General features: G+C 63.7%; 6 protein-coding genes. 1 reads left to right on the top strand and 5 read right to left on the bottom strand.

Features of this window, described 5'->3' with window-relative positions; all coding sequences use genetic code 11:
- Positions 1-6: 6 nt before the first annotated feature.
- From IPM12_03225 to IPM12_03205, 5 genes are all read right to left on the bottom strand, one after another.
- Positions 7-1,014, bottom strand: coding sequence for an NTP transferase domain-containing protein (locus tag IPM12_03225; protein MBK9146815.1), 1,008 nt, complete (start codon positions 1,012-1,014; stop codon positions 7-9).
- Between the two features lie 12 nt (positions 1,015-1,026).
- Positions 1,027-1,485 carry a dUTP diphosphatase gene (gene dut, locus IPM12_03220; protein MBK9146814.1) on the bottom strand — a complete coding sequence of 153 codons (459 nt, stop codon included), beginning with the start codon at positions 1,483-1,485 and terminating at the stop codon, positions 1,027-1,029.
- Positions 1,482-2,957 carry a polysaccharide biosynthesis C-terminal domain-containing protein gene (locus tag IPM12_03215; GenBank protein MBK9146813.1) on the bottom strand — a complete coding sequence of 492 codons (1,476 nt, stop codon included), beginning with the start codon at positions 2,955-2,957 and terminating at the stop codon, positions 1,482-1,484. The genes dut and IPM12_03215 overlap by 4 nt, the downstream gene beginning before the upstream one ends.
- Before the next feature lie 94 nt (positions 2,958-3,051).
- A complete protein-coding gene (locus IPM12_03210; GenBank protein MBK9146812.1) occupies positions 3,052-3,840 on the bottom strand; it encodes an enoyl-CoA hydratase/isomerase family protein in 789 nt (262 codons plus the stop codon).
- Between the two features lie 18 nt (positions 3,841-3,858).
- Positions 3,859-7,434, bottom strand: a complete 3,576-nt coding sequence (locus IPM12_03205) for a GHKL domain-containing protein (protein MBK9146811.1) — start codon at positions 7,432-7,434, stop codon at positions 3,859-3,861.
- Between the two features lie 193 nt (positions 7,435-7,627).
- Between IPM12_03205 and IPM12_03200 the strand changes: the two genes are divergently transcribed.
- A complete protein-coding gene (locus IPM12_03200; GenBank protein MBK9146810.1) occupies positions 7,628-23,797 on the top strand; it encodes a gliding motility-associated C-terminal domain-containing protein in 16,170 nt (5,389 codons plus the stop codon).
- Positions 23,798-23,810: the final 13 nt, after the last annotated feature.

Below are 23,810 nucleotides of genomic sequence, written 5' to 3'. Positions count from 1 at the left end.
TGTTGATCAGGAAACGGTGCTATCGTCGCTCAGGCTGAGGTCCATGGCCCTGCCGGTCACTTGCGCGCGCTGCCCGATCATGCTGTTGTCGATCACGGCGTCCAGTACACGCGAATCGCCGCGCAGGATCGAATTGCGCACCACGCTGTTCTCAACAAGCGCGCCGGGCTCCAGGGAAACGTTCGGCCCGATGATGCTGTTCACCAGCGTCACGTTCTCGCCGATGAAGCAGGGCGAGATCACCAGGCTGCCGTTGAGCCTCGCCTTGGGGCTCACCAGCCCGGGTGCATCCTTCAGGAAGCCGAGCACCTTGGTGTTGGTATCCACCATCGCGTTCTTGTTGCCGCAGTCCATCCACACATCCACGCTGCCGGCCTTGAAGCGCGCGCCCTTGCGCTTCATGTTCTCCATGGCGTTGGTGAGCTGGTACTCGCCCTTGTCCTTCACATCGTTGTCGATGAGCCACTGCATCTCGTTGCGGAGGCGCTCGCCATCGGCGAAATAGTAGATGCCGATGATGGCCAGGTCGCTCACGAAGGTCTGCGGCTTCTCCACGAACTCGGTGATGATGCCTTCGCCATCGAGCTTCACCACGCCGAAGGGCCTGGGGTCCTCGACCTTGTTCACCCAGATCACGCCATCGCAGTCCTTGTCGAGCTTGAGCTGCGCGCGGAAGAGCGTATCGGCGAAGGCCACGATCACGCGGCCGCTGAGCGCTTTCTCCGCGCAGAGGATGGCATGCGCCGTTCCGAGCGCCACCTCCTGGTAATGGATGCTGCCTTTGGCGCCGATGGCCGTGGCGATGGCCATGAGCTCTTCCTCGACCTTTACGCCGAAGGAGGGATGCACCACGTAGGCGACCTCTTCCACAGGCTCACCGGCCACGGCGGCCAGATCCTCCACGAGGCGTTGCACGATGGGCTTGCCCGCGATGGGCAGCAAGGGCTTGGCGGTGGTGTGGGTGTGCGGACGCATCCGCTTGCCCATGCCCGCCATAGGGACGATGATCTTCATTCGGTTCTCTTCTCAGCGGGTGCCGGTATGCCCGAAGCCGCCCGCTCCGCGTTCAGTGGCGCGAAGGTCCGCACTTTCCAGCAAAGTGGCCCGCAGGCATGGGGCGAAGACCAACTGCGCCACGCGCTCCCCATCCTTCACCTCGAAGGGCAGCTGCCCATGATTGATCAGCAGCACGCCGACCTCGCCGCGGTAGTCTGCGTCGATGGTGCCCGGCGCGTTCAATACCGTGACCCCGTGCTTGAAGGCCAGCCCACTGCGTGGACGCACCTGGGCCTCGGTGCCTTCGGGGAGTTCGAGGATGAGGCCGGTGGGGATGAGCGCCCGTTGGCCCGGAGCCAGAACGATAGGCGCCACGAGATTGGCGCGGAGGTCCATGCCAGCGCTGTGAGTGGTGGCGTAAGAGGGGAGGGGGTGCTTGCCTTTGTTGATGATGCGGATGGCAAGTCCTTCCGAAGTGGTCGCAGTCATGTCGCCAAAGGTCGGATCGCAGGCCGTTCGATCTTCCAAACAACACCCACAAATGCCAACAGCGCGGCTGCGCGGACCGCATAGTTGAGCGGGCCTTCAAGCGCAAGTTGCTCGCTTCCCCACCACAACACCATTGCCCCTGCCATGTACATCAGCACGCGACCAACGTTGTACGGCACCGGCCAGTGCTGCTGACCCCATACGTAGCTGATCACGGTCATGGAGGCGTAGCAGATGAGCGTAGCCCACGCACTGCCCATATAGCCGAGCCAGGGCACCAGTGCCAGGTTGCCCACGAGCGTGAGCACCGCACCAACGAGTGCAATGGTCCCAGCTACGCGCGTGCGGTCCGTGACCTTGTACCAGACGCTCTGGTTGTAGTAGATGCCGAGGAAGACGTTCGCCAGCATGATGATGGGCACGATGCGCAGGCCTTCCCAGTACGCGGGGTTCGGGATGAACCACTTGAAGAGATCCATGAATAGCATCACCACCAGGAAGGCGCTCATGCAGAAAGCAACGAAGAGGTTGTTGATGCGTGCAAACGTCTCCTTGGCCTTGGGGTCGGCCGCCTTGCTGAAGAAGAAGGGCTCCGCCGCAAAACGGAACGCCTGAATGAAGAGCGTGATTAGCACCGCCAGCTTGTAGCACGCACCAAAGACACCGAGCTGCGCATCGGCGGTATCGGCAGGGAGCAAGTACTTCAGCAGCACGCGACTGCCCATCTCGTTCACCATGCCCGCGAGGCCCGCAAGGACAAGCGGCGCTGCGAAGACGAGCATCGGCCTAACCAACGCGGGTTCGCGCAAGGAGATCGATGGCCATTGAGGAAGCAACAGGAGCATCTTCACGATGCTTGCGACAAGGAAGGCAAGGAAGACGTAGCCCACGCCAAACGTCGAATCGTACACCGCGTCGATCAGCGCGTTGCTTTCGCCCGCGTTGTACTTGGGCATGCAGTAGGCGAGGAAGAAGAGACTGAGGGCGATGTTCACGCCCACGTTCATCGCGTTGATGAAGACGAAGCGCCACGGACGGTTCTCCTGTCGCAAGCGCGCCATGGGGATCGCAGTGATGGCATCGAGGCCAAGGGTGATGCCGAGCATCAGCACGACGCTCGCGTAGGCGCCGTAGCCCATCCCATTGGCGATGGGCGTTGCAAGGAGCGCGACCACAGCCGTGAACACAAGCGATATGAATGCGACGATGTGGAAAGCCGTTCCGTAGGCGCGAGGTTGATCAATGTCCTTCCGCGTGGCGTAGCGGAAGAAGGTCGTCTCCATGCCGAAGCTGAGGACGATGTTTAGGAAGGCGGCCCAGCCGAGGAAGTAGGTGATCACGCCGTAGTCATCGGGCGCGAAAACCTCCTTGCTGGTATAAAGCGGCGTGAGCAGGAAATTGAGGAAACGCGCAACGATGCTGCTCAGCCCATAGATGGCTGTTTGACCGGCGAGTTTTCGGAGAGCGCTCATGCTCGATTCGAAAATGAACGGGCAAACTCAAAGGGACAGTAATGGACGCGTATGGACCGAGCAGTCCATACGCGTCCATTGCTATCCATTGTACTCAAACTCCAGTGAAATTCGCCTTCCGCTTCTCCATGAACGCACTCGTTCCCTCCTTGAAGTCCGCCGTGCCGAAGCATTTGCCGAACTCCTCGATCTCACGTTGCATGCCGTTCACCCCCGGCTCATAACCTGCGTTCACCGCGCGGATGGCGGCGCCCAATGCGGTTGGGCTGTTCTTCGCGATGGCTGAAGCGAGTTCGTTGCACTTGGTCATGAGCTGATCCTGGGGAACAACGTGGTTCACTACCCCCCATTGCAGGGCCTCTTCGGCCTTGATCATGCCCGCCCCGCCGAGGAAGATCATCTCCATGGCTTTGCCCTTGCCCACGAGCCTTGCGAGGCGCTGTGTTCCGCCGTAACCGGGAATCACGCCCAAGCCCACTTCGGGCAGGCCCAACTTGGCGTTGTCGCTGGCCACGCGGAAATGGCAGCTCATCGCCAACTCTAATCCGCCGCCGAGCGCAAAGCCGTTCACTGCTGCGATCACGGGCTTGCTCATGTTCTCCACATGATCAAAAAGCTTCTTCTGGCCGTCGGCGCTCAGCGCGCGACCGTCTTCGACGCTGAAGTGCGCGAATTCCTTGATGTCCGCACCCGCAACGAATGCCTTCGCTCCGCTGCCGGTGATGATGAGCACGCGCACGCTCTTGTCGGCATCGGCCTCGGTGAGCGCGCGATCCAGCTCGTCGATGGTGGCGCGGTTGAGCGCATTGAGCTGGTCGGGACGGTTGATGGTGATGGTGCGGATGCTGTCGGCATCGGACACCAGGAGGTTCGTGTATGGCATCGGCTCAAATGTATCGGCCTAACGGCGCAACGGCAGCTCCACGAAGAACCGCGTGCCCTTGCCCTCTTCGCTCTCGAACCACACACGGCCGCCCGCCTGCTCCACCATGCGCTTCACCATCGCGAGGCCAAGGCCCATGCCGCTGCTCTTGGTGGTGAAGCTTGGCGTGAAGATGCGGTCACGCGCTTCCGCTGGGATGCCAGCGCCATTGTCGCGCACTTCGATCCGCGCCCTCGCGCCTTCGCGCCGTGCGATCACATCTATGCGGCCATCGTGATCCTCGGGCATGGCTTGCACGGCATTCTTGATCAGGTTGTTCAGCACGCGCAGCATGTGCTCGCGATCGGCCAGCACGGGCAACGGGCCTTCTTCTTGATGCGTGATGGTGATGCCCGGCGATGCATGGAAGACATCCACGGCGGCGCGCACCACTTCGCACAGGTCGAGCTCCGTGGGCGACGCGGCGGGCATCTGCGCGAACTGCGAAAAGGCCGAGGCCACGCCGTTGAGCGTATCGATCTGCTCCACCATGCTCTTCGCGAAGCGGTCGAGGCGCTCTTTCGCGTCCGGAGCCTTCGGGTCGAAGGTGTATTGGAAGTGCTGGATGCCGAGCTTCATCGGCGTGAGCGGATTCTTCACCTCATGCGCCACTTGGCGTGCCATTTCGCGCCATGCGCTTTCCCGTTCGCTGCGCGCCAAGCGCTCGGCGCTATCGCGCAGTTCTTCCACCTTCTGGTTGTACACGGCTACGAGCTCGCCCACCTCATCGTTGCCCCGATAATGGATGGGCTGATTGCTGCCGCGAAGGGCTACGCGGGCCAGTGCGCGCTTGAGCACATCGAGGGGCCGCGTGGTCCAGTTGCTGATGAAGACCGCGAGCAGCACGCTCAGCGCGAAGAGCAGTACGAAGAGGTTCACCACCGCCACCAGCAGCTGCGCGCGCTCCTCCGCCTGCTGCGCTTGGTCGGCGAAGCTGGGCAGCGCGAGGAAGGCCTGCCCCTTGCCCTTGCTGTCGAGAACCGGCAGATAGGCTGTTCGGAAGCCTGCCTTGCCCACGCGCTCCTGGTGAACGAAGGCGCTCTGCTGCCGGATGGCCAGCCGCGTATAGGCGCTGTGATCCATGCGCGGGCCGAGCAGCCCTTGCGAGAGCATCTGCGGCCGCGTCGATGCCAGCCAGCGGCCATCGGGCGCATACAGCGTGAGGTCGGTGAAGTAGGCGTTGCCGAGTTGGCTGAGCAAGTGGTTGAGGTACCCCGCGTAGGCATCACTGTCGATGCGTTCATCACCGATCCGGCGGCGCAGCTCCTCGCTCACGGCGCGCGCCTTGTCGAGGGAGGCGTTGGCTTCGCGCTCCTCGAACTGGCGCGTGAGCAGGCGCTGTGAACCGATTCCGAAGAACACGAGGCCCGTGATCGCGAAGAGCACCAATGCTGCGCGCACCTTGGTGCCGATGCCGAGGTCCGGCAAGGTGCCGGTGAGCGCCGCGTGCGCGCCGAGCGCAATCAGCATCAGGAGCCCGAAGAGCGTGAAGAGGTAACTGAAGGTGGTGATGCGATCCAGGAAGGTGCGGAGGGGCAGGCCGAGCACCATCACCACATTGCCGCCCACGGCCTTCGCCAGGAAATCCTGACCGCCCTCGACATACCACAGCTCATCGTCGAAGGCACGGCTCCAGCGCTGCGGGTGCGATCCGGGTCCGAGGCGATCCATGAGCAGGCCATTGACGTAGCGGGCCTGCGAGTAGCGCTCGGTGCGCCGCTTCAGCTCATCCGTGCCCGCGAGCAAGAGGTCGGGGAAACCGGCGCCTTGTGAGAGCGAGCGCGGCTTCAGCTCCACCACGAGCTGGGCGGGCGGCGCACTGTCATGGGGCATGATGGCGATGCGCGCATGGTAGTACAGCTCCCCGCCGATCCGCTCGTCCACGAAAAGGTCAGGCATGTCGCTGACGCCTGCCGGGAATGCCGCCGAATCAACCGTGAAGCCGAGCGGCGCATCAAGGTCGGTGGCGCATCGGAGCTCACCTTGCGGGTCATAGCCGAATAGTCGAAGGTCATAGCGCTCCCAATACCCGCTGAAGTGCGGCTGCTTCACGAGCTTCTGCAGGTCGTTGGGGTCGCAGTATTCGCCGCTGGCGAACAGGCGGTAGAGATCCATGTCGCGGCGGATGGCGGGGGCGCTGTCGCGGAAGAGCTGCTCAAGCACAGGGTCCTCCCGCATGGCAAGGCGCTCAGCGAGCACGGAGCGCTCATTGCGTTCGCGTTCGCTCATGTGCTTGGCGATGATGTGCGTGCTGGTGCCGGCGAGCACAGCCAGCAGGAGCACACCATGCAGGAATCCGAAGGCACGGGCCCGCCCGGCAAGGAGGATAGCCATCCCGGCCAAGGGCCACAAGAAGAGCACGGTGTCGCGCACACCCATCAGATGATGAACCACAATGGAGGCGCCTGCAGCCAACAGCGCCGGACCCAAGAGCCTGCGAACAGCGTCGGGAGCAAGGAGTTTCATGGCGGCCAAAGCGGTCAGGCACCAGCCGGTCATTAACAGGGCCACGACCATCAGTGCCACAGCACCGAAGCCCCCAAGGCCCTGGATGTGATAGAGGTCCAAGTCGATGGTGCTGCTGCCTACCAAGCCGATGGTGAGCCAAGTGACGGCAGCCGCATGAACGAGCGGGATGCTCAGAACAATGAACGCGGTCATCCGATCCGGGCTGGACCCCATCGGACGCGCGGTGTGCAGGGCGAATAGGGAACCGAGGCCCAATAGGGCTGAATTGATGACCAGGTCCCCGAGGGACGGGAACCACCAACCTGTGGCGTACACGGCTGGGTCGAAGAGCGGCCAGCGATCGAAGGGTGCGGAATGGCCGAAAGCGAGCGAGAGCCAGCGCAGTAGGACCAGGCCGGCGATGAACACTGCGACCGCCAGCAAGCGGGGACGGTTCAGCCGCAGCTCGCAGGCCTTCCACAAGGCAGCGATCAATAACATGGAAGCGCACGCGATGAGCGCGGCGCGCCACCATAACCAGGCCCCGAGTTCCATGGCGCCATCGCGCCAGGCCACGCGGAGCGGTGCTGTGGTGGCGCCGGCCCCGATGTCAAGCCCTGGCCTGGCAAGGGGCACGGCCATCAGGCCCTCAGCTGCGCTCAAGGATGGATGGAAGCCCTCACGGAGGTATCGGTTCTGGACACGCGGCGCACTCCAAACCGGCCGCCTGGCCTTGACCATCATGCTGCCGATGCGCACGGACGAAAGCAGGCTCACCCCTTGACCCGGCTCCCCGTAGCCATTCAGGTCGCCTGACCAAGCCATCAGGCTGTCGTCCACCTCTACATGGGTCAGGGTGCCTGTCCGCTCCCGTTCCTGTTCGAGCAGCTCTGCCTGCCGATCCATCCAAGCCCGGGGGCCCAAGGATGACACCAGGCGGGCTTGCTCCTCCACCAGCGCATTCAACTCCTTCTGGGCTGCCTCGATGCGATGTTCCAATCGGGTAGTTGCCGCGCTCAATCGCGCTTCGGGGTCGGGCTCATCGACCAGCGCCGCGAGGGTGGCGATAAGTGCGCCCAGCAGCAATAGGAGCAGTGGACGGGACATGGAGCGCTGGCGTGGAGGGATCCGCCAAAGTACGGGGGTAGGGAAGGCCATTCCGTCTTTACACCAAGCCGCGGTCAGTGCATGGTGCAGCAGCTGCCGACTGGCGGGTACGACGGTTCATCGACGAACGAACCCCGCTGGCCGGTCTGCGTAGAACGGCACCGGCCCGCCACTCACGGGCTGACCTTATCGAATGAAAAAGGCACTGCTCTTGGTGCTTGGACTGCTCCTTACCGGGCTCATCCAGGCACAGACGGGGACCGAGTTCTGGATGGCTCCTCCCGATGTCACCCTTCGGCACAACATGCCGGGGGATGAGCCGATCTTCCTGAACGTGACCACGGGCAATGCGGCCGCGACCGTCACGGTTTCGCAGCCCGCCAACCCGGCCTTCAATGGAGGCAGCCCGATCGTGCTCAACGTGCCGGCCAACTCGGCCGTGCGCCACAACATGACGGCGCTGAAGGCCCAACTGGAGACGCGCCCCACGAACAGCATCCTCAACACGGGCCTGCGGATCCAATCCACGGCCAACATCACCTGCTATTACGAATCGAGCAATACGAACAACCCGGATATCCTGGCGCTCAAGGGCGCCAACGGCCTGGGCACCGAGTTCTACATCCCGCTGCACAAGCACGCCCCCTTCTACAACCACAGCTTCGTTCCGAACAATGCCGACCTGGCCTTCGCGTCCTTCGACATCGTTGCCACCGAGAACAATACCACCGTGCTGATCTATTCGCCGGTGGCGGTGGATGGCCATCCGGCGCTGACGCCTTGGACGGTGACGCTCAACGCAGGCCAGACCTATTCAACGGCGAACACCACGCCCGCCACGCACACCGATCCCATGACGCACCCTTCGGGTGCGGTGGTGCTTTCGGACAAGCCCATCGCGGTCTCCATCAAGGACGACTCGAACCACAACCCCTCGGGCGGCTGTTATGATCTGATGCTCGACCAGATCGTGCCGGTGAACATCCTGGGCACGGAGTACGTGGCGGTGAAGGGCGCACTGAATAACAACGGCGACGAGTCGCTCTTCGTGATGGCCGTGCAGAACAACACGCAGGTGTACATCGATGGCAGCCCAACGCCGGTGGCCACGCTCTTCGCAGGGCAGTACTACCGCCACGACATGGATTACCTGGCGGGCGCGGCCAATAACGCCACATTGGTCATGGGCTCGAAGCCGCTTTACGCCATCCACGTCACCGGTTTCGGCTGCGAGCAGGGCATGGCGATCCTGCCTCCGCTCAATTGCGCGGGCAGCACGCAGCTCAGCTTCACGCGATCCACCTCGGAGTCGTTCTTCTTGAATCTGCTCGTGAGGAGCGGATCTCAGGACGACTTCGTGGTGACGGGACCCGGTACGGCGACGATACCGGGTTCTGCGTTCCAAGCGGTTCCCGGAACGGGTGGCCAATGGATGGCCGCTCGGATCCAATACAACACCACGCAGGTGCCGGTGAACCAGGCCTTCATCGTGACCAACACCTCCGATGTGTTCTCACTCGCGATAATCAACGGCGGGGCATCATCGGGCTGCCGCTACGGCTTCTTCTCGGAGTTCGCCGGGCAGATAAACGTGAGCGCCGGTGCGGACCAGACGCGCTGCGCGAATGAGACGGTATCGCTCACTGGAACGGTCTCCGGCGGAAGCACCACGGGGATCTGGACCACCAACGGCAGCGGCACCTTCGTTCCAAGCCCCACCTCACTGAATGCCACCTACGAGCCCAGCATCGGCGACCTCGCGATCGGCAGCGTGACCTTGACCTTGACCTCCACCGGCCCTTGCACACCATCGAGCGATCAGATGGTGGTGACTTTCTCGCCCCTGCCGATCCCCGATGCCGGGCCTGATCAGTCGGTGTGCCTCAACAACACCACTGTGCAACTGGGGGGCACCGTGCTGAACGCTGTTGGTGGCGTATGGACCACCGCCGGCAGCGGGAGCTTCCTTCCCAGCAACAGCAGCCTGAATGCCAGCTACATGCCCTCGGCCGCCGACCTGCTCGCAGGCCAGGTGTGGATCCGCTTGACATCAACGGGCAACGGCGTTTGCCCGGCGGTGATTGACAGCATGCTCGTGGCCTTTACGCCTGCACCTAACGTGAATGCAGGCTCTGCGATCACGCGCTGCGCGAACAATGCGGTGGCGCAGCTGAACGGCTCATTCACCGTGGCCACAGGCGGCATCTGGAGCGGCGGCGCGGGATCCTTCGACCCCAGCACCACCAACATGTCGGCGCAATACACGCCTACCGCCGCCGAGATCGCCAACGGAAGCGTGACGCTCACGCTCACCACCACGGGCAACGGCACCTGCAATGCGGTGAGCAGCAATGTGACGATCGGCTTCACGCCGGCTCCGGTGGTGAATGCCGGTGCGCCGGTATCGGTGTGCGCGAACAACGCGCAAGTGTCGCTGAGCGGATTGGTGACCAACGCCTTGGGCGGCATCTGGAGCGGAGGCACCGGCACCTTCACGCCGAACAGCACCACGCTCAACGCCATCTACACGCCTTCTGCCGCCGAGATCGCCGCCGGCACCTTGACCCTCACGCTCACAAGCACCGGCAATGGCAACTGCCTGCCCGTTTCGAGCGATCGCGTGATCACCTTCACCACTGCCCCCACGGTGAATGCCGGCCCCAACGGAATGGTATGCGCGAACAACAGCGCGATCACCCTCGCGGGTTCGTTCACCGGCGCAGCGGGTGCCGTTTGGAGCGGCGGCACGGGCACCTACAGCCCGAACAACACCACCATGAACGCGGTGTACACGCCGAGCCTGGCGGAGCGCGCCGCCGGAACGGTTACGCTCACGCTGACGACTGTCGGCAACGGCACCTGCAACGCTGAGAGCGCACAAGTCACCTATACCATCACGCCGGCACCAACGGTGAATGCCGGTCTCGATCGGGTGGTGTGCGCGAACAACGCAGCGGTGGCCTTGAACGGCAGCTTCACCGTGGCCACGGGCGGCGTTTGGAGCGGTGGCGCGGGCACCTTCGACCCCAGCACCACGAACATGAACGCGACCTACACGCCCACGGCGGCGGAGATCGCGAACGGCAACGTGACGCTCACGCTCACAAGCACGGGCAACGGGGGGTGCGTTGCAGTCGATGATCAGATGACCATCAGCTTCACCCCAGCACCTGTGGTGAATGCGGGTGCACCGGTATCGGTGTGCGCGAACAATGGGCAAGTGGCCTTGAACGGAAGCGTGACCGGTGCGACCGGTGGCGCATGGAGCGGTGGTGCGGGCATCTACAACCCGGACAACACCACGCTGAATGCAACCTATACGCCCACTGCTGCCGAGATCGCGGCAAGCAGCTTGACGTTGACGCTCACGAGCACGGGCAACGGCACCTGCAACGCGGTGAGCAGCAACCGCGTGATCACCTTCACACCTGCACCGGTGGTGAATGCCGGTCCGAACGGAACGGTGTGCGCGAACAACAGCGCGATCACCCTCGCGGGCTCCGTGACCGGCGCCTCCGGCGGAACCTGGAGCGGCGGTGCGGGCACCTACTCGCCGAACAACAACACGCTGGATGCGAACTACACGCCCACAGCTGCTGAACGCGCTGCGGGCAGTGTGACGCTCACGCTCACCAGTACCGGCAACGGCACCTGCAATGCCGTGAGCGATCAAGTGCTTTGGACCATCACGCCCGCGCCGACAGCGAATGCCGGGGCCACGCAGACGCTCTGCGCGAATAACCCCGGGGCCACGCTGAACGGCAGTTTCACCGTCGCGACCGGTGGCGTTTGGAGCGGCGGCAACGGCAGCTTCAGCCCCAGCACCGCCAACATGAACGCGACCTATACGCCCGCGGCGGCGGAGATCGCGAACGGCAACGTGACGCTTACGCTCACCACCACGGGCAACGGTTCGTGCAACGCGGTGAGCAGCACCGTGACCTTGAGCTTCACGGCAGCGCCGGTGGTGGATGCGGGCGCTCCGGCCTCCTTCTGCGCGAACAACGCCAACATCCCTTTGAATGGCATCGTCACCGGTGCCACCGGCGGCGTTTGGAGCGGCGGCTTGGGCAGCTTCACGCCGAACAACACCACCCTCAACGCCACCTATGCGCCGACCGCTGCGGAGATCGCCGCAGGCTCCTTGACCTTGACCTTGACGAGCACGGGCAACGGAAATTGCACCGCTGTTTCCGACAGCCGCGAGATCACTTTCACGGCAGCGCCCACGGTGAATGCCGGATCGAACGGAACGGTGTGCGCCAACAACGCCACCATCAGCTTGAGCGGCAGCGTGACCGTTGCCACCGGCGGGATCTGGAGCGGCGGCACGGGCACCTTCAGTCCGAGCAATAGCACGCTGAACGCCACCTACACGCCCAGCGCCGCTGAACTCGCTGCGGGCACGGTGACGCTCACGCTCACCACGGTGGGCAATGGCAACTGCTCGCCGGTGAGCGCGAACGTGACCTACGCGATCACTCCGGCACCAACGGTGAACGCCGGAGCGGATCAGACGCGCTGCGGCAACAATGCCAGCACGACCCTCAACGGCAGTTACACTGTGGCCACCGGTGCCATCTGGAGCGGCGGCGCAGGCAGCTTCTCGCCGGGCGCTACCAGCGTGAACGCCGTGTACACGCCGACTGCAGCAGAGGTCGCCAATGGCAGCGTGACCCTTACGCTTACCACCACCGGTTTCGGCACATGCGTGCCGGTATCGGATGACATGACGATCAGCTTCACGCCTGCGCCCACGGCCAATGCCGGTGCGCCGCTGACGCTCTGCGCGAACAATGCCAGTGTGGCCTTGAATGGCAGCGTGACCCTCGCCACCGGCGGCGTTTGGAGCGGCGGCTTGGGCACATTCAGCCCGAACAACACCTCGCTGAACGCGATCTACACGCCAACGGCTGCGGAACTCGCGAACGGCACCCTTACGCTGACCCTGACTACCACGGGCAATGGTACCTGCAATCCCGCGACCAGCGACCGTGTGATCACCTTCACGCCTGCTCCTGTTGTGAATGCCGGTTTCGGCGGAACCGTATGCGCGAACAACAGCACAATCACACTGAGCGGTTCCGTTTCCGGCGCCACGGGCGGCGCATGGAGCGGTGGCACGGGCTCTTACAGTCCGAGCAACACCGCCTTGAACGCGGTGTACACGCCCAGCGCCGCTGAACGTGCTGCGGGAAGCGTGACCTTGACGCTGACCTCCACCGGCAACGGCCTGTGCAATCCGGTGAGCAGCCAAGTGACCTGGACGATCTCCCCGGCTCCGACCGCGAACGCCGGACCTGGGCAGACGCTTTGCTCGAACAATCCGGTTGCGACCCTCAGCGGAGGCTTCACCGTGGCCACTGGCGGGGTGTGGAGCGGCGGATTCGGCAGCTTCTTCCCGAGCAACACCAACATGAACGCGACCTACACGCCCACTGCGGCGGAGATCGCGAACGGCAGCGTCACCTTGACGCTCACCACCACCGGCAATGGCCTGTGCAATGCGGTGAGCAGCAGCGTCGCCTTGAGCTTCACGCCATCGCCCACAGCGAACGCGGGTGCTGATGCCTCGCTGTGCATGAACAACCCCACGGTGAGCCTGAATGGCGCTGTGACCGTGGCCACTGGCGGCATCTGGAGCGGCGGTGCGGGATCCTTCACGCCGAACAACACCACGCTCAACGCCACCTACGCGCCCACACCAGCGGAACTCGCTGCGGGCACCTTGACGCTCACGCTCACCACCACGGGCAACGGTACGTGCAACGCAGCATCGAGCAACCGCACCATCACCTTCACGCCAGCGCCGATCGTGAGCGCGGGGAGCAATGGAACGGTATGCGCGAATGCACCGCTGATCAGCTTGAACGGCAGCGTGAGCGGCGCCACGGGTGCGATCTGGAGCGGCGGCGCGGGCACCTTCACGCCGAACAACACCACGCTCAATGCGACCTACATGCCTACGGCTGCGCAGATCGCTGCGGGCACGGTAACCCTCACCTTGACTTCAGCCGGCAACGGCAATTGCAATGCGGTGAGCAGTAATGTCACATTCAGCATCACGCCTGCACCCACGGCCAGCGCTGGCAACAACCTCACGCTGTGCTCCAACAATCCAGCGGCTGCGCTGAGTGGCAGCGTGACCGTGGCGACCGGCGGGGTCTGGAGCGGCGGCAACGGTACCTTCAATCCGAGCAATACGAACCTGGGCGCGGTGTACACTCCGAGCGCGGCCGAGATCGCGAACGGCAGCGCGATCCTCACGCTCACCACCACTGGCAATGGCCAGTGCAGCGCGGTGAGCGACGATGTGCTCCTCACATTCACGCCGGCGCCGACCGCGAGCGCAGGTGCGGATGCCACGATTTGCGCGAACAACCCCGTCGTGTTCCTGAATGGGGCGGTGGGCGGCGCAACGGGCGGTGTCTGGAGCGGCGGCAACGGCTCCTTCACGCCGAACAACACCGCATTGAACGCGACGTACACGCCTACCCCGGCGGAGATCGCCAACGGCATCGTCACGCTCACGTTGACCACCACGGGCAACGGCAACTGCAACGCGGTGTCGGCGAACAAGGTGATCGCGTTCACTCCAGCGCCGACCGTGAATGCCGGCGCGAGCGGGACCGTTTGCGCGAATGCGCCATTGATCAGCTTGAATGGCAGTGTTGTCGGCGCCACCGGTGGCGCTTGGAGCGGTGGCGGGACATTCAGTCCGAACAACACGGCGCTGAACCCGACCTACGCGCCCACGGCGTCGGAGATCGCAGCGGGCACGGTGACGCTCACGCTGACCAGCACGGGAAACGGCAACTGCAACGCGGTGAGCGGCAATGTCACCTTCAGCATCACGCCTGCGCCCACGGTGAACGCGGGACCGAATCAGACACTGTGCTCGAACAACCCGGCGGCCACCCTGAGCGGCAGCTACACGGTCGCATCCGGAGCGATCTGGAGCGGCGGTGCGGGCACCTTCAGCCCAAGCCCCGCTAACATGAACGCGACCTATACGCCCACAGCGGCGGAGATCGCGAACGGCAATGTGATGCTCACCCTCACCACCACCGGCAACGGCCTTTGCAACGCGGTGAGCGATGTCGTGCTCCTCACATTCACGCCTTCGCCCCTAGTGAATGCGGGAGCCCCTGCTTCATTCTGCGCGAACAATGCCGTCATTCCCCTGAACGGCAGCGTGACCGTTGCGACCGGCGGCATCTGGAGCGGCGGCCTAGGGAGCTTTACCCCGAACAACACCACGCTCAATGCGACTTACACGCCCACACCTGCTGAGATTGCCTCGGGCACGTTGACGCTCTCGCTCACCAGCATGGGCAACGGCAATTGCACGGCTGTTTCCGACAGCCGCGTGATCACCTTCACGCCTGCGCCCACAGTGAATGCCGGTGCGAACGGGACGGTGTGCTCGAACAACGCCACCATTAACCTGAACGGCAGCGTCACGGTCGCCACGGGCGCCATCTGGAGCGGCGGTACTGGCATCTTCAGTCCGAACAATAGCACGCTGAACGCAATCTACGCCCCAAGTGCAGCGGAACGCGCGGCAGGCACCGTGACGCTCACGCTCACCACGGTGGGCAATGGCAACTGCTCGCCAGTGAGCGACCAGGTGACCTACACCATCACGCCTGCACCCACTGCAAACGCGGGTGCTGACCGCGTGCTCTGCGCGAACAATCCCTCGACGGGATTATCCGGTGCATTCTCCATCGCCACGGGCGGTGTATGGAGCGGCGGCAATGGCACCTTCGATCCGAGCACCACGAACATGAGCGCGATCTACACGCCGACGGCGGCCGAGATCGCGGCTGGCAGCGTGACCTTGACCCTGACCACCACGGGCAATGGACTCTGCAATGCGGCCACCGACCTGATGGTGATCACCTTCACGGATGCGCCCACGGCGAACGCTGGTCCGAACGTGACGGTCTGCGCGAACAACGCGACGGTTTCGCTGAATGGCAGCGTGGTGACAGCGACGGGCGGGACTTGGAGCGGCGGCACGGGGACCTTCTCACCGGATGTGAGCACGCTGAACGCCACCTACACGCCTGGTGCTGCGGACATCGCTGCTGGCCAGGTGCTGCTCACGCTCACCACCACCGGCAATGGCAATTGCGTACCAGCGACCTCGACGCGAATCATCACCTATACGCCTGCGCCGATAGTGGATGCGGGTGCGAACGGCACCGTCTGCGCCAATGCGGCCACCATCAACCTGAATGGCTCGGTTACCGGTGCTGTGGGCGGTGTGTGGACCGGGGGGGGCGGTGTGTTCTCCCCGAACAGCATCACCCTGAACGCCACCTACTCGCCGACCGCAGCGGAGATCGCCAGCGGAAGCGTGACGCTCACGCTCACCTCCGCCGGCAACGGCCTGTGCAATCCAGTGAGCAGCCAGGTCACCTACACCATCACGCCTGCACCCACAGTGAACGCGGGCGCGGATCAATCACTCTGCGGCAACAACGCGAACGCTGTGCTGAATGCGACGGTCTTTGTAGCCACAGGCGTGCAGTGGTCCGGTGGCTCAGGCCTCTACGCTCCGGGCAGCACGGCGCAGAACATCACGTACATGCCTTCGCCGATCGAGATCGCCAATGGCAGCGTGACGCTCACCGTGACGACAACGGGCAATGGCAATTGCGCCGCAGTTTCCGACCAGGTGACGCTCACCTTCACCAATGCGCCCGTTGCGAATGCTGGCCCTGACCAAACGGTCAGCTCGAATAACGCGAACACCACCTTGGCCGGTTCCTTCAGCGTGGCCACCGGCATCGTGTGGAGCGGCGGCGCAGGCACTTACAATCCGAACAACACCGCGGTGAATGCGGTGTATACGCCCACTGCCGCAGAGATCGCCGCAGGCAGCGTCACTCTGACCATGACCACCACGGGCAATGGAGCGTGCGCGCCATCCAGCGATCAGATGACCATCACCTTCGGCGCTGCGCCTACAGCGAATGCGGGCCCCGACCAGACCATTTGCGCGAACAACGCCAGCGTAGCGCTGAACGGCGCGGTGACGATCGCCGCAGGTGGCATCTGGAGCGGCGGCACGGGCGCCTTCACGCCCAACAGCGCTTCGCTGAACGCGACCTACTTGCCTAGCGGAGCTGAGATAGCCGCAGGCACGGTGACGCTCACGCTCACCACGGTGGGCAACGGCAACAGCAATCCGGTGAGCGACCAGGTGGCGATCACCATCACGCCCGCGCCCGTTGTGAACGCCGGAGCGAACATCACGGTGTGCGGCAACCAATCGACTGCGCAACTGGCAGGTGTGGTGAACAATGCCGCAGGCGGAATCTGGAGCGGCGGCGCGGGCACCTTCAATCCGAGCAGCGCCAACCTGAATGCGACCTATACGCCGAGCCTGGGCGAGATCGCTGCAGGAACGGTGACACTCACCTTGACCAGCGCCGGGAACGGCCTGTGCAACGCGGTGAGCGATCAGGTGCTCATCACCATCGCACCGACACCCTTGGTGAATGCTGGCGCTGATGCCACGGTGTGCTCCAACAATGCCGCGTTGCAATTGGCTGCTTCCGTGAGCAATGCGGGCGGCGGCATCTGGAGCGGCGGCACGGGTGGTTTCTCACCGAGCATCACGTCGCTGAACGCGGTGTACACGCCGAGCACCACGGAATTGAACAACGGCTCGGTCACGCTGAACCTGACGAGCACCGGCAACGGCACCTGCGCACAGGTCACCGACGAGGTCTTCATCGTATTCACGCAAAGCCCGGTGGTGAACGCGGGCCTTGATCGCACGGTCTGCTCCAATGACCCTACGGTCCTATTGAACGGCTCCGTGACGATCGCCACAGGAGGCGTGTGGAGCGGCGGCGGCGGCACCTTCACCCCGAACGCGAATACACTGAATGCGACCTACGTCCCGAGCCCGGCTGAAGTGGCCCTGGGCGCAGCGACGCTTACGCTGACCAGTACCGGGAACGGGCTGTGCAATGCGGTGAGCGACCAGATGGTGATCACCATCATCGGCGCACCTGTGGCCAATGCGGGCAGCGACCTCTTCGTGTGCAGCAACAATCCGCAAGTGCAGCTTGGCGGCAGCGTCAGCGGAGCCGGCGGCGGACAATGGAGCGGCGGCTCGGGCACTTTCGCGCCGAGCATCGCATCGTTGAATGCGGTTTACACGCCAACGCCCGCAGAGGTAGCGGCAGGCACCCTCAACCTCACGTTGACCACGATCGGAAATGGCAATTGCGTCGCGGTATCCGATGAGGTGCTGGTCACCTTCACCGCGGCCCCGACAGCGAATGCTGGTACGGGCGGCGTGTTCTGCGCGAACAACGCGAGCATCCCCCTGAACGGCAGCGTGACCGTGGCCAATGGCGGCGCATGGTCCGGTGCGCAGGGCACCTTCAACCCCAATGCCAATGCACTGAATGCGGTGTACACGCCTTCGGTTGGCGAGCTCGCCGCAGGCAGCGTGACCTTGACGCTGACCACCACCGGCAACAACGGCTGCACCGCCGTGAGCAGCCAAGTGACTTACGCCTTCACGCCATCACCTACTGCTGATGCAGGCGTGGACCTGTTCAGCTGCGCGAACAATGCCACCGTCCAACTGAATGGTGGGGTCACGGTTGCGACCGGAGGGCTCTGGACCGGAGGAACCGGCGGCTTCAGCCCGAACAACGGTACCTTGATCGCGACCTATGCACCGAGCGCCGCGGAGATCGCAGCGGGAAGCGCCACGCTCACGCTCACCACGGTGGGCAATGGTTCGTGCAACGCGGTGAGCGACCAAGTGGTGATCAACATCGCTCCTGCGCCGATCGTGAGCGCAGGTGCTGCGCTGCAGGCTTGCGCGAACAACGCCGCCGCGCAGCTGAACGGATCGGTGCTGAATGCCGCTGGTGGCACATGGAGCGGCGCGGGTTCATTTAGCCCGAATGCGAGCACGCTGAACGCGATCTACACACCCACGGCGGCTGAGATCGCCAATGGAATCGCAACGGTGACTTTGACCAGCACGGGGAATGGCCTCTGCACGGCGGTCTCGAGCCAGGTGACCATCACCTACACGCCGGCTCCCACTGTGGAAGCAGGCAATCCTCAAACACTCTGCGCCAACAACGCTTCTGTGCAGCTCGCAGGCAGCGTTACAGGGGCCACCGGCGGCGCATGGAGCGGCGGTGCCGGCACTTTCGCGCCGGGCGCGAACGCATTGAACGGGGTTTACGCGCCGAGCGCAGCCGAGATCAATGCGGGCAATCTCTGGTTGTTCCTCACCTCCACGGGCAATGGCGGATGCAGCGCCGTGCATGATTCGGTTCAGGTTTTCTTCACGCCTGCACCAACCGCGAATGCCGGTGCCGATGCGCACGTCTGCGCCAACGCGCCGCAAGTGCAGCTGGATGGAGCGGTGACGGTGGCCAGCGGTGGCGTGTGGAGCGGTGGCAACGGCGCTTTCACGCCGAGCAGCGCCGCACTGAGCGCGACGTATGCGCCGAGCCTAAGCGAGATCGCCGCGGGCCAAGTGTCCTTGGTGCTCACGACCACCGGCACCGGCAACTGCATCGCCGTGCAGGATGCGATGGTGATCACCATTGATCCGGTGCCGGTGGTGAACGCCGGCCCTGACCAGGCGATTTGCGCGAATAACACGAACCTGCAGCTGAATGGCTTCGTGGGCAATGCCCCGGGCGCGATCTGGAGCGGCGGCATGGGCGTCTATGTGTCGGGTGCGTCAGCCACAGCCACGGAGTACATCCCGACCGCGGCTGAGATTGCTGCGGGCTCGATCACCTTCACGCTCACCAGCACGGGCACTACGATCTGCAGCGCCATGAGCGATCAGATGGTGGTCAGTTTCACCGGGGCCCCGATCGTGGACGCCGGGTCTGACCAGGCAGTTTGCTCCAACAACAGCGCCGTGCAATTGAATGGCAATGTGACCAACGCCAATGGGGGCGCTTGGTCCGGTGGCAACGGCACGTATTCGCCAGCGAGCAACGTGTTCGCACCGGTTTACACACCCACCGCTGCTGAAGTGGCATCGGGCAGTGTGGCCCTGACCTTGACTAGCACAGGCAATGGCAACTGCTTCGCGGTGAGCGATCAGGTGCTCATCGCCTTCACGCCCGCACCAGTCGCGGATGCCGGCGCGGACCTCAACGTCTGCGCGAACAACCCGGTGGTGAACCTGGCCGGTTCGATGGCCGTGGCGACGGGTGGCACTTGGAGCGGTGGTCTGGGCTCGTTTGCGCCGGACGCCAACACGCTGATCTCGCAGTACACGCTGACACCTTTTGAATTGCAGCAAGGAAGCGTGTCGCTCACTTTGACCAGCACGGGCAATGGCAACTGCCTCGCGGTGAATGATCAGTTGACGATCACTGTGACTCCTGCGCCTGCGGTGAACGCTGGTGCGGACATCACGGCTTGCTCGAGCGATCTGCAAGTGCCGTTGGGCGGTACGGTCAGCGGCGGCGCGAGCACGGGTCAATGGAGCACATCAGGCTCGGGTATCTTCTCGCCGGGCGCGAACGTGCTCAATGCGACCTACATCGCCAGCAGCCTCGATTCACTGAACGGCAGCGTGGACCTCACGCTAACCTCCACTAACAACGGTCTTTGCGCGAGCGTGAGCGATATGCTCACCCTCACCATCCTGCCGAACGCGATCGCGAGCGCCGGTGCGGACCAGACCATCTGCGCTTCGCAGAACGCCGTCAGCCTGAACGGCACGATCACCGGCAACGCCACGCAAGGCACATGGACCACCACGGGCGCGGGCATCTTCTCGCCGAGCGCGGATGCGCCGAACGCGGTGTACGCCATTGCGCCGAGCGATGCCGTGAACGGCACGGTCACCTTCACCTGGAGCGTGAACAGCTGCGACAATGCTTCCGATCAGATGGTGCTTACCATCACACCAGAGTCGGCAGTGGATGCCGGAACGGATCAGGTGACCTGCGTGAGCGACCTGAGCATCCTGGTGAATGGTGCTGTAAGCGGCGCCTCTTCGACCGGTGCTTGGAGCACGCTCGGCACGGGCAGCTTCCAGAACGCGAGCACGGGACTCGCCAACATCTACAATGCGAGCACATTGGATTCGCTGGCCAGCGGCGTGGACCTGGTGCTAACGGCCACTAACACAGGGGTGTGCCCTGCAGCGTCGGATAGCGTGCATATCGACATCCTGCCTTTCGGCACGGTGAACGCAGGTGCCGACCTGAGCTTCTGCGCCAACAACGCCACGGTTGCACTGAATGGCTCGCTCGTGGGGGATGCCACGCAGATCCAGTGGACCAGCTCCGGCACGGGTGCCTTCTTCCCGAACGACGGGGTGCTCACGCCCACCTACATCCCGAGTGCGATTGACACGGCCATTGGCACCTTGACCCTCACGATGAGTGCGCTGAACAGCTGCAACAACGCCACTGATGTGATGCAGCTTACGCTCACTCCTGCGCCCTTCGTGAACGCGGGTCCGGACCAGACCTACTGCAATCAGGTGACGCAGTTCGATTTGGACGGGGCGATCAGCGGCATCACCGAACTGGGCCAATGGACCACCAATGGCACGGGCACCATAGCGAGCGCTGGATCACTGAGCGCCACGTACACCGCCAGCCAGGCCGATGTGGCCAATGGTCAGATCACCTTCACGCTGAGCTCATTGAACAATGGCAATTGCAACGCCGTGAGCGATCAGATGACGATCTACCTCACCAATGGCCTCGCTGCCAATGCGGGTCCCGACCAGAGCGTATGCGTCACCAGCACGTACGCACAGCTGCAAGGCCAGATCATCAACGGTTCTCCATCGGGCACATGGTCCGCCACGGGCACAGGCTCTTTCTTGCCGAGCGCCGATGTGCTCAATGCGCAGTACCATTTCACCCCGTCTGACATTGCGAATGGCAGCGTTGTGCTCACGTTCATCAGCACCAACACGGGCACCTGTCCGCCGGTGCAGGACCAGATGGTGCTCACCTTCGGCAACAGCAGCTTCGCTTATGCGGGTGCCGATCAGAGCCTCTGCGCCAATGCGCCGATCGCGCAGCTCGCCGGCAACTTCAGCGGCGGTGCCCAAGGCGGCGTGTGGAGCACCAATGGTTCGGGATTCCTCAGCAACAGCACCGACCTGAATGCCACTTACACCCTGAGCGCGGCGGACATCGCCAATGGCGGGGTCCAGCTCACACTCACCACCATTACCAACGGCACCTGCGCCGTGGCCAGTGATGTGATGACCTTGAGCGTGCAAGCCTTGCCGAGCATCAATGCGGGCAGTGATATCGTGGCTTGCAGCGCCGCTCCGGTCCAGGTGGTGGCCAACGCGGTGAACGCGCCTGGCGGAACCTGGAGCACATCGGGCAGCGGAACCTTCCTGGACGCGAATGCCCTGGCCACGCTCTACTACCCGAGCGCGGCAGACAGCGCGGTCGGCATGGTTGCGCTCACGGTGACCACCGCCGGTGTTGCGCCGTGCAGCGCCGCTTCCGATGCGCTCGTGATCAGCTTCGGAGGTGGTTTGGCTGCCACTGCGGGCGCCGATGTGATCGTGTGCAGCACCGAGCCGAACATCGTGCTGAACGGCTCAGTCGCGGGCACGGCAACAGGCCAGTGGAGCACCACGGGCACGGGCTCCTTCCTGCCCAGCGCCACAGCGCTGGATGCCACCTATGTGCCCGGTGCGGCGGACTTCGTGATCGGCAACGTGTCATTGATCCTGAGTACCACCAACAATCAAGGCTGTGCCGCTGGCCGCGATACGCTGGTGGTGAGCTACCATGTGCCACCGGTGGTGAACGCCGGGGCGGATGTGCTGCTCTGCAGCGGCCTGGAGGATGTTCAACTCAATGGGGTGGAACAGAATGCGGGTAGCGTGCAGTGGTTCACCACGGGCACGGGCAGTTTCAGTCCAGCGGCCGATGTGGTCAACGCGGTGTACGCGCCAACTGCCAATGACAGCATCGCGGGAGGGGTGCACTTGATCCTCACTGGCTTCGGAACCGGCACCTGCGGCAATCACAGCGATTCGCTCTACATCGACATCGGTCCGACGCGCATCGCGAACGCCGGTAGCGACATCAGCCTCTGCGCTGACGGTAACTTCTGGCAGATGGCAGGATCAGTGACGGGTGTGAGCGGCGGGGTGTGGAGCACCACAGGAACGGGAACCTTCCTGCCGAGTCCAACGGCGCTGTCCGCCACCTATGTACCCAGCCAGACCGACCTGGTGTTCCAGCAGCTCGAGTTCGTGCTGTCCACCACAGGGAACATGGGATGCCCTGCGCATACCGATACGATGGTGGTGCACCTGCAAGCACCTCCCACTGTGAACGCGGGTGCCGACATCAACGTGTGCGATGCGAGCAGCGCGATTGACCTTGGCGGCTCCTTCACAGGTGCTGGCGGTGTGCTGTGGACCTCGAACGGATCGGGTGTGTTCGTGCCCAGCAACACGGCTGCGAATGCCAGTTACCAGCCCGGACCAACGGACGAGCAGAACGGCACTGTTCGCATGATCCTGACCACCACGGGCAACGGTTTCTGCGCCGCGGCGAGCGACACGCTCTTCATCTCGTTCGTGAATCCCTTGCAGGCATCGTTCAGCGTCAGCAACGCGTGCGTGGGATCGCAGACCGAATTCACCAGCACCAGCACGACCACGGGTTCGCCCATCATCGGCTGGACCTGGACCTTCGGCAATGGGGCTACGGCAACGGGTCCGCAGACCAGCACCTCGTTCGCCACGGCCGCCCAGTTCAGCGCAACGCTGACCGTGTTCGCGCAGAATGGCTGCAGCCACACCGCCACGCAGGTCTTCGATATCCTGGATGCACCGATCGCGGGCTTCAGCATCGGTGGTGATCTCTTCACGGACACGCCGATCGCGTTCGCGGACAGCTCCGTTGGCGCCACCAATTGGCACTACAGCTTCGGGGATGGATCCGGCGCGATCATCGCAGAGCCTGCGCATGAGTATGCGCAGGCCGGGCAGTACGTCATCGTTCAAACGGTGACCAACGCGGCGGGCTGCACGGACCAGGATTCCTTGCTCATCGTCATCGAGGAGAAGGACATCCTTCCGCCAAAGCTCCCGAATGCCTTCAGCCCGAACGGTGATGGCGTGAACGACGTGTTCTATGTGCGCGGCGGGCCATTCCTCACCATGGAACTGAGGATCTACAACGGCTGGGGTGAATTGATCTTCGAGACCACGGACCCCGCCTTCGGCTGGGACGGGACCTACAACGGCAAACCTGAGATCAACGGCGTGTACGTGTACACCGTGGTCGCCACCTCGGTCGATGGCCTTGAGCACGACCGTTCCGGCAAAGTCACCTTGATCCGATAGCGCAATCCTGAGC

The sequence above is a fragment of the Flavobacteriales bacterium genome (genome assembly GCA_016716605.1).
Classification (GTDB): Bacteria; Bacteroidota; Bacteroidia; order Flavobacteriales_F; family PHOS-HE28; genus PHOS-HE28.
Note: the sequence above shows the minus strand (reverse complement) of the source record. Positions and strands in the feature narration are given on the sequence as shown.